Source organism: Roseateles sp. (assembly GCF_965262435.1).
In the GTDB taxonomy this organism is placed as follows: Bacteria; Pseudomonadota; Gammaproteobacteria; order Burkholderiales; family Burkholderiaceae_C; genus Paucibacter_A.
Genome location: NZ_OZ253537.1, coordinates 309,715 through 324,267, shown reverse-complemented (window position 1 = coordinate 324,267; position 14,553 = coordinate 309,715). Strand labels below are relative to the sequence as shown.

At 68.3% G+C, this 14,553-nt stretch carries 9 protein-coding genes; 3 read left to right on the top strand and 6 right to left on the bottom strand.

Annotated elements, in window-relative coordinates; translation table 11 throughout:
* Window positions 1–6 precede the first annotated feature (6 nt).
* From ACQY39_RS01410 to ACQY39_RS01400, 3 genes are all read right to left on the bottom strand, one after another.
* Complete coding sequence (locus ACQY39_RS01410) at window positions 7–636, bottom strand: hypothetical protein (protein WP_428503117.1); 630 nt, start codon at window positions 634–636, stop codon at window positions 7–9.
* A 256-nt stretch (window positions 637–892) separates the two neighbouring features.
* Window positions 893–3,193, bottom strand: coding sequence for a M14 family zinc carboxypeptidase (locus ACQY39_RS01405; RefSeq protein WP_428503116.1), 2,301 nt, complete (start codon window positions 3,191–3,193; stop codon window positions 893–895).
* 125 nt (window positions 3,194–3,318) lie between these two features.
* A complete protein-coding gene (locus ACQY39_RS01400; protein ID WP_428503115.1) occupies window positions 3,319–4,362 on the bottom strand; it encodes an NAD-dependent epimerase/dehydratase family protein in 1,044 nt (347 codons plus the stop codon).
* 336 nt (window positions 4,363–4,698) lie between these two features.
* Between ACQY39_RS01400 and ACQY39_RS01395 the strand changes: the two genes are divergently transcribed.
* On the top strand, window positions 4,699–5,700 hold the full coding sequence (locus tag ACQY39_RS01395) for an RDD family protein (protein WP_428503114.1): 1,002 nt from the start codon (window positions 4,699–4,701) through the stop codon (window positions 5,698–5,700).
* A gap of 78 nt (window positions 5,701–5,778) precedes the next feature.
* Here the strand turns inward: ACQY39_RS01395 and ACQY39_RS01390 are convergent, their stop codons facing one another.
* The 3 genes from ACQY39_RS01390 to ACQY39_RS01380 are packed head-to-tail and all read right to left on the bottom strand — an operon-like array spanning window position 5,779 to window position 9,482.
* Window positions 5,779–6,147 (bottom strand): hypothetical protein, encoded by a 369-nt coding sequence (locus ACQY39_RS01390; protein WP_428503113.1) that lies wholly within the window; start codon window positions 6,145–6,147, stop codon window positions 5,779–5,781.
* 58 nt (window positions 6,148–6,205) lie between these two features.
* On the bottom strand, window positions 6,206–8,926 hold the full coding sequence (locus tag ACQY39_RS01385) for a protein kinase domain-containing protein (RefSeq protein ID WP_428503112.1): 2,721 nt from the start codon (window positions 8,924–8,926) through the stop codon (window positions 6,206–6,208).
* Between the two features lie 4 nt (window positions 8,927–8,930).
* On the bottom strand, window positions 8,931–9,482 hold the full coding sequence (locus tag ACQY39_RS01380; protein WP_428503111.1) for an ECF-type sigma factor: 552 nt from the start codon (window positions 9,480–9,482) through the stop codon (window positions 8,931–8,933).
* A 278-nt stretch (window positions 9,483–9,760) separates the two neighbouring features.
* Here ACQY39_RS01380 and ACQY39_RS01375 point away from each other — a divergent pair, with 278 nt between their 5' ends.
* Together ACQY39_RS01375 and ACQY39_RS01370 are read left to right on the top strand one after the other, a co-directional pair.
* Entirely contained in the window at window positions 9,761–10,336 is a 576-nt protein-coding gene (locus ACQY39_RS01375; protein ID WP_263563931.1) for a diguanylate cyclase domain-containing protein, read from the top strand.
* A 148-nt stretch (window positions 10,337–10,484) separates the two neighbouring features.
* Window positions 10,485–14,486: a two-component regulator propeller domain-containing protein gene (locus ACQY39_RS01370; protein WP_428510696.1), complete on the top strand. Its 4,002-nt coding sequence runs from the start codon at window positions 10,485–10,487 to the stop codon at window positions 14,484–14,486.
* The last annotated feature ends 67 nt before the right edge of the window (window positions 14,487–14,553 follow it).

Genomic DNA, 14,553 nt, shown 5'->3' with positions numbered 1-14,553 from the left:
GCCGCCTCAGCCTTGGGGTGAGAGGCGGCCCTCGGTCTCGCAGCGTTCGACCGGCTTCGGGATGTCGCCTTCGAGGTTCGAGATCCAGCAGGCATCGAGCACCGAGCAGTAGCAGGCCTGCACGCTGAGCTTGCGCTGGCGGTGCTGGTCAAAGCGGTTCCAGGCCGCCAAGCCGGCGGCGTCGGACTCGGGCGGGCGGTCCCAGCCGAACAGCTGGATTTCCTTGCCGGCCGAAATCAGGCGCGGCGCGATGGTCGTGGTGCTGATCAGCGGCTTGCGCCCGAGCTCTGGCGCCACCTCGTTCACCATCTCGATCACATGCGGAACCGGTTTGCCGTTCGACTTGAGCTCGAACCACACCACCCGTGCCGGGCCATTGCCCACGTTCTGCACCGTGAAACTCAGCTGCGCCTTGCCGCCCACCTGATTGCCGGTGCCGAATTCCAGCAGCGGTGTCGAATTGGCCATCACCAGCCGGGTGTTCTCTTTGACCAGGGCCGCCATGGTCTGGCTGGTGCGCCAGGAGCCATAGACGGCGGCCACCGAGCTGAGCACCATGCTGCCGGCCACGGCGATGTGGAACCAGCGCGGCGCCGGGCCGCTTTCGGGTTTGCTGAGTTTGGGCAGGTCGATCACAGGGCGAGCTTCAAGATGGGCCGAACAAGGCCCGCACTGTAGCTTCAGGGCTTGAGAGTTTTCGTAGCGAGCCGCCGTCAGGCTAGGCTGAGCCCGGGCTGATCAAGTCCTGAGGACTTGATCTGCCTGGCAAAGGACTCGGCCTCTGGTCGAGGCGGCCGGCGCGCAGGAACCGGAACGTACTTCCTGTACGTGAGGATTCCGAGAACCGACCAACGACGCCTGACGGTGGCGCAGTAGAAAAGCTCTTAAGCTCTCAGGGCGTGTAAGTGACCCTGAGCGTGACGCCGCTGTAGCTGGCATAGGCATACAGGCCGATGTAGACGTAACCCGGAGTCGGCGTGGGCAGGCTGCAGGTCTCGTTGTTGCTGCCGCTTTCCTTGAGGCAGTCGTAGCTGCCGGCGTCGGGGGCCTGGCCGTAACGCACATACAGGTCCAGGTCGCCGGTGCCGCCGCTGGTGTTGACCACCAGATTGCGTGCACCCTGGGGCAGCAGCACGCGGTAATAGCTCCAGTTGCCGGTGCTGCCGGCCAAGCCGCTGAGGCTTTGGCCATTGCTCAGCACCGGCGTGGTGTCGGCCGCCACGCGGACGGTCTTGCTGGTGCTGCTGCTCTTGCCTTCGTCGTCGGTCACTGCGAGGTTCACTGTGTAGCTGCCGTCGGCCGCGTAAACATGGTTGACGGTGGCGCCGCTGCCGGTCTGGCCATCGCCAAAGTTCCAGCTGCGGCTGACGATCTGGCCGTTGTCAGCGCTGCGGTCGGTGAACGTGACGCTGCGCTCCTGGGCCACGGCGTCGAAGGTGGCCACCGGCGCCGTGCTGGCGTTCGGGTCGATGCGGATGAAGGCGGCGCTTAAAGCGCCCCAGTTGCCAGCAGCGTCGCGGCCGCGCACATAGACCAGATGCGGGCCCGGCGCCCAGGCGCTGGTGTCCACGGTGGCCCGCACGGCCTCTTGCTTGCTGTCGAAGGCGCCGTCCACGGCCTGCATGGGCCGCGGCGAGGCCTGGCGGCCGCCGGGTGGGAAATCGACATAGAACTGTGCGGCCGTGATGTTCTGCGAGGCTTCGACGCCGTTGCTGTTGTTGTAGCGCGTGTCGTCGATGCTGGCGCTGAGCTGCAACACGGTGCCCGGCGGCACACCGGTGGCGGCCAGGCCGCTGACGCTGACGTTCAGCGCATCAGGGCCGGCGGGCGTTTGGTAGGGGGCGCGCACGACCTTGGCGGCATAGATCAGGGCCTGCAGATTGCTGGGCAGCAAGGTGTTCTGGTAGTAGCCGCAAGACTCAAAGAAGGCCGTGCCCAGCTCGAAGGTGAAGGCGGCCACGCCGAGCTCGCCATAGCTCGGGCCGTCGCTGGTGCCGTCGGTCTCGTACAGGGCCACGGAGCGTTGCGGCGTGTGGCCGTTCCAGAACGCGAACTTGCGGCCCAGGGTGGCCAGTTGCGTGTCATTGGGCGCCGGCGTGCCGTTCGAGCCCCAAGGCCAAAGCAGCAGGCGGCCGTGGCTGTGGATGTCGAGGTGGATGCCGCTTGCGTCCGCCGGCGCCGGGTCGTCGCGGCCGGGGCCGCGGCGGTCGCGCCACAGGCGGCGGATGTAGGCCTCGACGGCCTGGGTCTCGGGTTCAGAGGCCGCGCTCGGGCCGCGGTAGGTGTCGGAACAGGCGTTGCCGCTGGAGCCGGTGGCCGTGCCGAACCAGTCGTAGCCGAAGTTGCGGTTCAGGTCGGCGCCGCGCGAGTTGCTGTTGGCGCCGCAGTAGGCGGTGTTGGTGTTCTTGCGCCAGAGCAGGCCGGTCTCGGCCTTCTTGCGGCCATCGGGGTTGGTGGCCAGCAGCAGGTGGATCTCGTGTTGGTCGAGGATCCAGGTCATGTCGGCGTCGACGCCGTGGCCGTTCACCAGGCGCTTGGCGAACTCCAGCACCAGGGGCGTGGTGGCGTACTCGCGGGCGTGGATGCCGGCGTTGATGAAGAGCTTGGGCTTGCCGCTCGGGTAGGCCGCGTTGCTCAGGCGCAGCACGCGCAGGTCGTAGCCGCCCTGGCCCTGGGTCTTCTGCCAGGAGTCACCGATGTCCACCCAGCGGGCCAGGTCGGGGCGTGCCGCGATCAGGGCGTCGCCCTCGGCGAACACCTCTTCCACCGTGGGGTAGCAGCTGTAGTTCGGAATGCCGACAAAGCTGGGCTGCGGCCCTCCCAGGGCGCGCTGCTGGCGCTGCTTGGCGGCTTTTTCTTCGCTGCGTGCCAGGGCCAGCTGACGACCCTGCCATTTGGCATCGGCCTGCAGGCTGAATCCGAGGGCGCGCAGCTCGCGCTGCTCCTCGGCATTGGCGTTCACCACCACATAACCAAGCTCGTACTTGGACTCCAGGGTCTCGAAGCGGCTGTGGGCGATCGCGCGAGCCTGCTGGATGTCGCGGAAATAGGCGCGCACGATGCTGCGGCTGGCCATCTCCTGGCCGGCGATGCCCGTGCCGACCGTGCCGTGGCTGCCCGCCGCCTGAACCGGAGCGTGGCCCAGGCCGAGCAGGGCCAGGGTGGCGGTGAGTATGGGCAGGGTGTGTTTCATGGTGGCCAGGTCTCGCTGCGGTTGGCTGCGCCGGATGAAGCGCTGCAAACGACCAGTTTGCGCAGAGCGACCCGCCGCGCCCAGCGGTGGAAACCCGCCTCGCGGCCTGCTGTGGCGCTGGCGCGTTAGGGGTTTACCAGCGCAGCCGGCCGCCAGGCTTCGAGCAGTACGCGCTCGCGCTCGCGGCTCAGGCATGGGCTGCTCAGGCGCGGGCCAGCGCTCAGCCAGGCCGCCGTGTCGGCCAGGGTCTGGGCCAGCGCGGTGAAGCGCAGGCCGGCCACTTCGGCGGCTGGGTTGCGCATGTCCATCATGGCGTTGTCGGCTTCGGGCAGCCAATAGGGCAGGTCGGCAAATGGCTGAACGGCGGCGGCTCGCAGGCTTTCATCTGGCAGCCAGACCAGCTCGGCCTTGCTGCTGCAGGCAGTACGAGCTGCATCCAGCAGGCCGCCCATATTGAGACCGTCGGCGCCGACGGTGTTGAACAGGCCGCCTTGGCGCGCCTCAGCCCGCTGCAGGGCAAAACGGGCGATGTCGCGGGCGTCGATCAAGCGCACCGGCCGCTCGGGCCGGCCCGGCGCCAGCACCGGCTCGCCATCGCGGGCTGAATCGGCCAAGCGCTGCAGCCAGTAGGGCAGGCGCGGGCTGTAGTCATAGGGGCCGACGATGAAGCCCGGGCGCAGGATCAGGGCACGCTCGCCCATCAAGTCCTGAACGGTGCGCTCGCACAGCACCTTGAGCCCGCCATAGGCCGCGCCATAGCCGCCGCCCGACTGCGAGCCGGGGGCTGTGGCTTGCGCTTCGGCCTGCGCCAGCTGTTCGGCGCTGAGTTCGGCGACGGCAGCGTGCTCGTCGGTGTCCGCGTCGATCTGCGGGTAGACCGAGATGGTGGAGACCAGGCAGTAATGTTCGACGGCATCACGCAGCAGCTCGGCGCTGCGGCGCGCAGCACTGGGCACGTAGCAGCTCGGGTCCAGCACTGCATCCCAGCGCCGGCCGCGCAGGATGGACAGGTCGCCGCGTCGGTCGCCCTGCAGCTGTTCGACGCCGGCCAGCAGGCGCCGGCCCTGGTTGCCGCGGTTGAAGAGGGTCACCTCGTGGCCGGCGGCCAGGGCTTGTTTGGCCATGTGTCGGCCGAGGAATTGGGTGCCGCCGAGGATCAGGAGTTTCATGGGAGGGAGAGCCGCCTTGCTGGGTGCTCATTCTTGCCGCCCTGCTCGCGCCGCCCATTGGTCACAGCGGGTCAACCCGGAGCGAAGCCCTCAAAGCCGGGCGGCGATGCGGGCCAGGCGCAGGTGATGCTTTTGGGGGGGGGCAAGCAGTAGGTCGGATCTTCAGACCCGCGGGTGCCCGCGAGTCCGGTCGAATGCTCGGGCTCTGGCTCTTTCGAGCCGGCGGTGGCGACTGTCTGTTCTGGCCTGTGAGCTACAGCTGTCATCGCTTAGAGTGCAGCCGACGGCCTCGGCCGCCTTGCTTTCCCTGCCACGCCACTGCCTGTTCCACCTCCCATGCCCCAAGACCCGCGCGCCACCGTCACCCCCGAGGACTTCAATGTCGCGCCCGAGCTGCTCGGCCAGCCCCTGGCCACGCCGCGCCAGCGGGCCCTGGCCATGGGCATCGATGTGGCGGTGCTCGCCCTCGTGAGCCAGCTGGCCAACAACTGGCTGATGATGGCGGCGGCCCTGGGCCTCTACACCTGGCTGCGCCAGACCCGTCCTGAGGTCTTCGCGCGCCTGCGTTGGCGCCGTGGTCGCGCGGCGGATGCTGCCCCGGTCTTGGCGCCGCCACCGCCGCAAGCGCTACGGCGGCGCTGGTTGTCCTGGCTGCTGGTGGCCTGGTTCAGCTACCAGGGGGTGGTGATGCTGTTTCATGGCGACCCGGAGGCTGATGCCGAGTCGGCGGCCGAGACCGCCAGCCAAGCGAGCGGCACACTCAGCAAGGCCGAGCTGCGCGAGTTGCGTGAGCGGGCGGAGGAAGAGCCGGATGCACGAGTCGAGGCCGCTGAGGCCGCCGAGACCGCGGCATCCGCCGCAGCCCGCGCCCAGACATTCGAGTCTCACCACCAGGCTTTGCACGGCCTGGTCCTGGCGCAGGAAAAACAGCTGGAACATTTGCGCGAAGAGGTGGTGCTGGCCGGCCAGCCCCAGGCCATGCGCTGGCTCAAGGCCGGCAAGCGCTGGCTCGATGAGCTGCTGCGCCACTACGTGACGCCGGCGCTGTATTTTTGCCTGCTGCCCCTGCTCTGGCCGGGCCAGACCTTGGGCAAACGCCTGCTGGGCTTGCGCGTGCAGGAACTCAGCGGCAAGCCCATGACCCTGATGCTGGGCTTCAGGCGTTTTGGCGGTTATGCCGCGGCCACCGTCACCGGTGGCATCGGTCTGCTGCAGATCCTCTGGGACCCGAACCGGCAGGGGCTGCAGGACAAGACAGCGCACACGGTGGTGATTGATGTGCGCGGGCAGCAGCAGCGTCTGCTGGCTCAGGCGAAGCTCGATGAGGGCAGGAGCTGAGGCGAGGTGCACAGGGCGCGAGGACTGTTGAGAGCGCCCAGTTGATTGCTTCGGCCCGGCGCTCCGAGGCCGTGTGCTTTATTCGTTATTGTTCTTGATGGTGGGGTCGGTCGTGATGGTCGATCCGTCACTGCTGTTCACCACGGTCATCGTGTACTTGTAGCTGGCACTGTTGTTGTTGTAGTCGCCCAGAGAAATATTGCAGGCGTCCACATACCAGGCAATTGGAAACTCGTTGTTGTCGCCCGAGATCACCAGGGCCGAGCCATCGGTTGGGAAGTGGTAGCCCGCTGTGGTCAGGGTGTAGGTGATCAGCGCATTGCGCTCCGAGCTCAATTCCACTGTGTCCGGGTTGAACATCAAGGACAGCTGTCCGCTGCGGTTGCTGACCACACTGACGGTGACAGGGAACACATTGTTCTGGATGGGCGTATTGGTTTGAGGCATGGTGGGCTCGATGGATGGGACGAGAACGCAGGCAGCGCGAACCCATGCGAAGACTCACTCAGTTTTGGCGCATCGGGCTCAGATCTGCCATCCAAGCCGGGTGGCGGAAGCTGGTGCTGGAAATGATTCTTTCGACCAAGGCCTGAGCGACTTGAGTCTGGCCAAGTCGTTGCGCCGCCTTGGCACGCAAACAATTCACGCGCGGGTCCGGGTTGGCTTCGCCAGAAGGCAGCAGGTGTTGCAGCACGCTATGCCATGCCGCACGCGCTTGCAGGACATCGTCCCGCGCCCAGGCATCACCCAGTTGCAAGGCTGCCGCCGCCAGCACCAGGCGGCTGGGTGCGTCACGATCCGACTCGGGTTTGGCGGGGTTGGGAGCTGGGTAGCCCTGGAGAAAAGCAGCCAGTGCTGCGCGTGCGCTGCGCGCCTGTTCTGGCGACGGGTGCGCCTGCTGCGTGCGTGCCGTCAGCCAGCGGCCTTGCAGGCGCAGGGCTCGAGCGGGTTTGCTCTTGTCCGCCGCCAGCAGTCGCTGCAGCTCAAGGCCAGCGCTGTGCAACTCGCTTTTCACGCGCTCGTTCTGGCCGATTGCCAAAGCAGTTTCAATCACCTGGATGCGGGCAAAGCACAGGGCTTGCACAAGATCGAGGTTGTCGGGGTCCAGCTGGCTGAGCGCCAGATAGGCTTTGAGGGCGTCCAGCGCATATTGCAGTGACTGTTCGCCGCGCCCCGCGTTGAGATGCAAACGGCCCAGTGTGGTGAAGGATGCCGCCCGGCTCTCGGCAGACGCGCCGGTGGCCTCGCCCACAGGCAGAAGCTTCAGCTTCGCCTGGTGGCTGCGAATGCTCTCATCCAGCAGGCCCAGGTCTTCCTGTGCCTTGGCCATCCAGCCCAGGCTGGTACTCAGTTCGCTGGCCATGCTCGAACGCTCGCTCTGATGCCGCCTCCAGATGGCGGCTGCGGCCTCGAAGCGCGGCAGCGCTGCTGCCGGTTGACCCGATTCCAGCAGGAGTATGCCTAGATTGTTGTGTGCGTAAGCCAGCTCGACCTGCCAGTCCAGTTGGTCTGGTTCCTTGCTGGCCAGTTGTTCGGACAAGGCCAGGTAGCGCTCGAACTGCTGTTGGGCTTCGGCCTGACGACCCTCCTCGCGGGCGGCGTAACCCATCCAGTAGACGCTCTGCCCGTGGTTGAACATCAGCTGGGGCGAGCCGGGAGCGCGGGCGAGCAGTTCCCCCGTGCTGCGTGCCGCCTCGCTGAAGTGGGCCAGGGCATCGGCTTTGTGCCCGCGCTTGTCAGCGATCTCGCCCATCAGGTGCAGGGCCTTGGCGCGGCGCCCCAGCGATTCGGCGTCCATGCGTGTGAGCGGCTGACGGGCGTAGTAAGCCAGCGCCTTCGCCCCCACTGCATCGAGCACATCGAGTCGCCCCACCGGGTCCAACTTCTTGCGGAGATCGCCGAGCATGAATTCGATCAGGCCCTCGGCCTGCACGCGCTGCTCATGCGCTTCCTGGGCTTTCCAGACGGCCGCGCCTGCTCCAGCGGCAATGGCCAGCAGAGCAGCGCAGCTGGCGGCCACGGCCAGGCGGTGGCGGCGGATGAACTTGCCGACAATGTAGGCGCGGCGGTCTGGCCTGGCGCTGATCGGCTCATGGGCCAGCCAGCGCTTGAGGTCCTCGGCCAGCGCGGCGGCATTGGCATAGCGCTCGGCCGGCGCCTTCTTGAGCGCCTTGGCGACGATGGTGTCGAGGTCGCCGCGCAGCTGGCGCGCCACGCCGCTGGGCACGCGCTCCGACACCTTCTTGGGCTCGACTTCCACCAGGGTGCGCAGTCGTTCCAGCGGCGTGGTTTGCGCTTCATCGCGGCCTTCGGTCGGGTGCTGGCCGCTGAGCAAGAGGTAGAGCAGCACGCCCAGGGCATAGACATCGGTGGCGGTGGTCACCTCGCCGCCCTGCACCTGCTCGGGCGCGGCATAACGCGGTGTGTAAGCGCGGCCGGCCAGGCGGGTCAGTTCGGTGGCGGCGCCGGGGGGCGTGGTGTCATCGTCGGTCGCACGGTTGAGCAGCTTGGCGATGCCGAAGTCCAGCAGCTTCACCTCGCCGGTGGCCGTCACCAGGATGTTGGAGGGCTTGAGGTCGCGGTGCAGGATCAGTCGGGTGTGGGCATGAGCCACGGCGACCAGCACATCGAGGAACAGGCGCACCCGGGCCTCGCAATCGAGAGCGCGCTCGACGCAGAAGCGGTCCAGGGGCAGGCCGTCGATGTACTCCAGCACCAGATAGGGCTGCTGGTGTTCGGGCGCCACGCCGGCATCGAGCAGGCGGGCGATGTGCGGATGTGTCAGCCGGGCCAGGATCTGGCCTTCGCGTGCGAAGCGGCCGGCGTCGCCGCGGCCCAGCAGGCCGGTGGTCAGAAACTTGATCGCCACCTGGCCTTCGAAGCGGCCATCGGTGCGGCGCGCCAACCAAACCGTGCCCATGCCGCCCTGGCCGATTTCGCGCTCCAGGGTGTAGGCACCCACGGTCTGACCGGCCTGGTTGTGGGCGCTGGCGGCCTCGGCCACGCTGAGGGCCGGGCTGGCGAGAAAGTCCTCGGCCTCCAGCGCCTCTTGCCGGCGCAGCAGCTCGGCCAGGTCTTCGATCAAGTCTGTGCTCAGCTCGGGGCCCAGCTCGGCTTGCTGGCGCAGGGCTTGCAGGCGGGCGGGGCGCTGCTCGGGCGCCAGGTCCAGCAGTTCATCGAGCAGGGGGCTCAGGCGGGCCCAGCGGGCTTTGTCGATCTCGGCCATCCGTTCAGCTCAGGGACATGGATAGGAACAGCCGGGCTTTCTGCCAATCGCGCTGCACGGTGCGCTCGGTCACGCCCAGGCTTTCGGCGATCTCGCTTTCCAGCAGGCCGCCGAAGTAGCGCATCTCCACCACCTGGGCCAGGCGCGGTTCCAGGGCGGCCAGCTCTTCCAGCGCTTCGTGCACGCGCAGGATTTGCTCGTCGCCTTGCGGCGGCAGATTGGCCACGGCCGTGTTCAGGGTCAGCTGCTCCAGGCCGCCGCCGTGGCGCTCGGCCTGGCGGCTGCGCACCAGGTCGATGACGATGCTGTGCATCACCTTGGCGGCATAGGCCAGGAAATGCTTGCGGTCGGGGAAGGCGAGTTGGCCGCTGGCCTGCAGGCGCAGATAGCTTTCGTGCACCAGGCCGGTGGGGTCGAGCAGGGTCAGGTGGCCGGCCTGCTGCAGGCGGCGTCGGGCCAGGCGCTGGAGGTCGGCGTAGAGCAAGGCCATCACCTGATCGGTGGCCTGGCGGTCGCCGTCTTGGGCGGCGCGCAGCAGTTGGGTGATCTCGCTCATTGGGCAGGCACTCTAGCAGCCGACCGAGCGCTCAATATTTTTGCTCGGCCATGTCGGGTTCGCGACTCGGGCTGCGTTTTAACAAGAGAAGGCACGACAGCTGGTCGATTCCAGGGAGGCCACACAAGGGGCTGTCGAAGGGTGTCGTGCCTTCACCCGCAGTTCGGGTGTCAGGGGCCGGCTGTCTCCGGCGCCGCTGGCGCCAGGGCTGCCAACCATCAAAAAAAGAATCTGCGACCGTGAACAAGATCACTGCCGTTTGGGACCGAGGGAACACCATGCCAATGCCTTTGCCGGCCAGCCTGGAGCGACCGCGCCGCCGTGCCGGCGAGCTGCCGGCGCTGGAGCTGTTGCAAGACATGCTGGGCCTGGCCGCGCTGATGAACCGGGAGTTGGGCCAGGGGCGCCGGGTCGGCACCCGGCCGGCCTTGTTGCTGATGCAGGTCGAAGCGCGCGCCGAGCGCAGCGGCCAGGCCCTTTCAGCGCTGCAGCAGCAAGGCTTGTTGCAGGCCGTGGGGGCCCGCCTGCGCTGCCGGGTGCGCGGCCACGATGTGGTCGCGCGCATCGGCACCTTGCGCTTTGCCGTGGTTCTGCAGAATATGGAGCGGGCGCCGCTGGCACAGATCCAGGCGCGTTTGCAGCGTGCCTTGAGCGGGCCGTATGAACTGCAGGATGAACTGCTGTTCGCCAGCCTGCGCGTCGGCGCCGCCGCTGCCACCGGCCCGCGTGCCAGCGGGCTGGAGCTGAGCCAGGCCGCCGAGTCGGCCATGGAGCGGGCGGCGCCCGACTCCAGCTGGGGCGAGCTCATGAGCTGGCAGGCCGAGCCGCGCGGCTGCCGGGCAGAGCCGAGCTGAGCCCAGCGCACCACGGAGTGCGAGAGGCCACGTGAAGGGCGCGCTGTTGCGCCGGCCGCGAAGTGCCCTGGCCGCGATTTGCCCCGATGTCTTTTTGCCGCCCTCCGGGTTAGGCTTGCACGGCCCCGTGGGAGAGACCGTCTTGCTGATGCACGCCCGAGCCCCGTACCGCCGTTTGCAGGCCGCGCTATTGCGCCTGCTGCTGGCTGGTTGGCTCGTCCTGGGGCCAGGTCTTGCCCAGGCGGCCGCCCTGCATGGCCTGCGCTTCAACCAGCTGGGCAGCGCTGACGGCTTGCCCGGCTCTGGCGTGGTGACCATGTTGCAGGACAGCCGGGGCTTGGTCTGGGTCGGCACAGGCAATGGCCTGGCCCGCTTTGACGGCCGCCATTTCAAGGTCTGGGAGCCCGACCCCGAGCAGCCGGGCAAGCTCAGTCATGGCCTGGTGCACAGCCTGATGGAGGACCGCGCCGGCCAGGCGATCTGGGTGGGCACGCGCACCGGCCTGGACCGCATCGATCTGCGCGATGACAGCTTGCGCCGCATCGCCATGCCCAAGGAGCTGGCCCTGCAGGACCAGCCCGTGCTGGGGCTGGCGCCGGCCGGGCCGCAGCGACTGTGGGTGGCCACCCCGATGGGCCTGTTCCTGCTCGACCCGGCCAGCGGCCGTTTCGAACGCTGGCAGGCCGAGGGCTGGGCGCAGCCGCAGGACGAACAGCGTGTGCGCAGCCTGCTGGCGGACGGCCAAGGCGGGATCTGGCTGGCGCAAGGCCACCGGGTCGTGCACATCGACGCGCAAGGGCGCCTGCAGCAACAGCTCAACACCTTGCAAGGCAGCCCGACCGGACAGTTCAGCCCGGTCGAACTGCTGGCACGCCGCCTGGCCTTCGATCGCGAGGGCCGGCTCTGGGTCGGCCTGGCTGCCGGTCTGCAGCTCTGGCGCATTCCTGCCGACGGCCGCTCGGCGCCTCAGCCCGAGGCCTTGCCCGAACACCTGCGCCTGCCGCGCGCCGTGGTCCACAGCTTGTTGCTCGATCAGGACGGCGCCATGTGGATTGGCGTGGGGGCCTCACCGGCGCTGCACCGCTGGCGCGCCGGGCAGAGCCACAGCGAGTCTTTTGTGCACCTGCCGGGCGTCAGCAGCAGCCTGGCCGGGGACAGCGTGGCCTCCTTGATGCAGGACCGCAGCGGCACGCTCTGGGTGGGCACCTGGGGCCGCGGCATCAGCCTGACCGACCTGGCCGCACGCGGCTTCAGCAGCTATCTGGAGGTGCCCGGCGATCCGCGCAGCCTGTCCAACGAAGTGGTCATGGCGACCCTGCTCGATGGCCCCGAGCATGCCTGGCTGGGCACCTATGGCGGCGGGCTGAACCGCGTGCACCTGCCCAGCGGTGACACCGAGCGCATCGACGCCTCGGCCGTGCCCTTGAAGCGCATCAAGGCCATGCTGGCCGAGCCGGATGGCCGCCTGTGGCTGGGCGGCGATGGCGGCCTGTTGCTCTACGACCCGCGGCGCGGCCGCAGCCAGGCCGTGGAGCTGGGCCACCGAACGCCGGCCGGCGCGTCCATCAGCGCGCTGCTGCGCGACCGCCAGGGTCAGGTCTGGGCCGGCAGCGCCGGCGGGCTCTACCGCCTGGACGGCGAGCGCCGCCTCAGCGTGTTTCGCGGTCAGCCTGGGCAGGCCGGCAGTCTGAGTCATGACGTGGTGGACTGCTTGTTGGAGGACCGCGACGGCCGGCTCTGGGTCGGCAGCAAAGGCGGCTTGCAGCTCTGGGATGCCGAGAAGCAGCAGTTCAGCCAGCCGGTGCTGCCCAGCGCCGACATGCCGGCCCCGGGCAAGCTGCCGATCTTCGGCATGCGCCAGGATGCGCAGGGCCGGATCTGGCTGGCCACCGAGATGGGCCTGTACCAGTTGCTGGCGCGTGGCGACGCTTGGGAGATCAAGTCCTGGCGCGAGCTGCCCGGCATGCCCAAGGGGGAGTTCAGCGCCATCCAGGATGCCTTGAATGGCGAAATCTGGCTCAGCAATGAGCAGGGTCTGACGCGGGTGCAGCCGGATCGCCGGCACGCCCGCTTCTACCCCGGGCGCAGCCGTTTCGGCGGCGGCTTTGCTTTCGGCTCGGCGGCGCGTGGGCCGGATGGCAGCCTTTACTTTGGCGGGCCCGGGTTGCTGCGTTTCCAACCCGAGGCGCTGCGCGACAACCCGACGCCGCCGCAGCTGGTGCTCAGCGATGTGTTGATCCTGAACCGCTCGGTGCGTGCCGTCGATCCCGCCCTTGGTGCCGCGGCCAGTGGCGCCGCGGCGACGCCGGACCGGGCGCCGACCCTGAAGGGGCTGGATGGCCCTTTGCATCTGATCGAAAGCCTGCAGATCTCGCATCACGAGACCATGGTCAGCTTCGAGCTGGCGGCCTTGCATTTCAACCAGCGGCAGCTGCTGCGCTATGCCTGGAAGCTCGAGGGCTTTGACCGCGACTGGATCTACGGCATCGGCGATCTGGGCCTGGCGACCTATACCAATCTCGACCCCGGCCGCTACCGCCTGCTTGCCAAGGCGGCCAATCCAGACGGCCTCTGGAGCGAGAGCCGTGTGCTGCTGGAGCTCGCGGTCCAGCCGCCGTTCTGGCGCAGCTGGTGGTGGCGTGCGGGCATGGTGGGCCTGTTCTTGCTGGCCATGGCTTTGGCCTACCGATTGCGCGTGCGCGTGCTGCAGCAGAGCCGCCAGCGCCTGAGCGAGCTGGTCGAGCAGCGCACCGAGCAGCTGCAAGAGCAGCAGCAACAGCTGGCGCGCGAGAAGCAGGCCGCCGACGCGCAGCGTGAGGTGGCGGAGAAGGCGCGCCGTGATATCGGCCTGCTCAGCGAGATCGGCCGGCAGATCACCGCCTCGCTCGATGTGGCCGCGATCCAGCAGACGCTCTACCGCCATGTCAATGAGTTGGTCGATTGCAGCGTGTTCGGCGTCGGCCTGGTGGACTGGCAGGCGCGCCAGATCAACTTCGATTTCGTCATGCAGCGCGGCCAGGCCTTCAAGCCCTACCAGCGCTCGCTGGACGGGCCCGGCCCGGCGGCCCAATGCGCGCTGCAGGCACGCGAGCTCAACCTGGCTGATTTGGAGCAGGACAACCGGGTCCTGCAGCCTGAGGGCGCAGCGCCGCTGCGCGCCCAGTTGCAGAGCGGCGCCGAGCCGGACGAGGCGCACTCGGGCCTCTATGTGCCCATGATGCTCAAAGGCGAGGTCCTGGGCGTGATCAGCGCCTTGAGCCCCAGGCTGCGCGCCTTTGGCGCCGCAGACCTGGACATCCTGCGCACCCTGGGCGCCTATGCCGCGGTCGCGCTGGACAATGCCGAGGCCTACCGGCGCCTGCAGATCACCCAGAACCAGCTGGTCGAGCAGGAGAAGCTGGCGGCCCTGGGCTCGCTGGTGGCCGGTGTCGCCCATGAGCTCAACACGCCGATCGGCAACAGCCTCTTGATGGCCAGCACCTTGAGCGACAGCAGCAAGCGCTTTTTGCAGCAGGTGCAATCGGGCGCGCTGCGGCGTTCGGAGCTGGAGCGCTTTTGCCAGACGGCCGAAGAATCAAGCCAGCTGCTGGTGCGCAGCCTGGGGCAGGCAGCCAGCCTGGTGACCAGCTTCAAGCAGATCGCTGTGGACCAGACCTCGGACCAGCGTCGCGTCTTCGACCTGGCCACGGTCTGCCGCGAGGTGGCCCTGACCTTGGGCAACCGCCTGCGCCGCGAAGAGCATGAGCTGCGCCTGGAGGTGCCCGAAGGCCTGGCCCTGGACAGCTTCCCGGGGCCGCTGGGCCAGGTGCTGACCAACCTCATCATCAACGCCATGGTCCACGGCCTGGACGGCCGCAAGGGCGGGCTGCTGAAGCTGCAGGCCGAGGCCCTGGACGGCGAGCGCCTGCGCTTGCTCTTCAGCGACAACGGCCGCGGCATCAGCGCCGAGAACATCGGCCGCATCTTCGACCCCTTCTTCACCACCCGACTGGGGCAGGGCGGCAGCGGCCTGGGCCTGCACATCAGCTACAACATCGTCACCGCCACCCTGGGCGGCAGCATCAGCGTGCGCAGCGTCCCGGGCGAGGGGGCGCAATTCGAGATCGTCCTGCCGCGCGTGGCGCCGCGCGGGCCGGCGGGGCCGCCGTGATCGACTAAGCTTGCGCCTCTTCGCCTCCGCGCTGGCCTGTTTCACCACGTTCTCACCATGCACTCAC

What these genes read in the sequence shown, in the direction of transcription:
- ACQY39_RS01405 (WP_428503116.1), bottom strand. Translation starts at nt 3,193, where the DNA reads ATGAAACACACCCTGCCCATACTCACCGCCACCCTGGCCCTGCTCGGC.
- ACQY39_RS01400 (WP_428503115.1), bottom strand. Translation starts at nt 4,362, where the DNA reads ATGAAACTCCTGATCCTCGGCGGCACCCAATTCCTCGGCCGACACATG.
- ACQY39_RS01395 (WP_428503114.1), top strand. Translation starts at nt 4,699, where the DNA reads ATGCCCCAAGACCCGCGCGCCACCGTCACCCCCGAGGACTTCAATGTC.
- ACQY39_RS01390 (WP_428503113.1), bottom strand. Translation starts at nt 6,147, where the DNA reads ATGCCTCAAACCAATACGCCCATCCAGAACAATGTGTTCCCTGTCACC.
- ACQY39_RS01385 (WP_428503112.1), bottom strand. Translation starts at nt 8,926, where the DNA reads ATGGCCGAGATCGACAAAGCCCGCTGGGCCCGCCTGAGCCCCCTGCTC.
- ACQY39_RS01380 (WP_428503111.1), bottom strand. Translation starts at nt 9,482, where the DNA reads ATGAGCGAGATCACCCAACTGCTGCGCGCCGCCCAAGACGGCGACCGC.
- ACQY39_RS01375 (WP_263563931.1), top strand. Translation starts at nt 9,761, where the DNA reads ATGCCAATGCCTTTGCCGGCCAGCCTGGAGCGACCGCGCCGCCGTGCC.
- ACQY39_RS01370 (WP_428510696.1), top strand. Translation starts at nt 10,485, where the DNA reads ATGCACGCCCGAGCCCCGTACCGCCGTTTGCAGGCCGCGCTATTGCGC.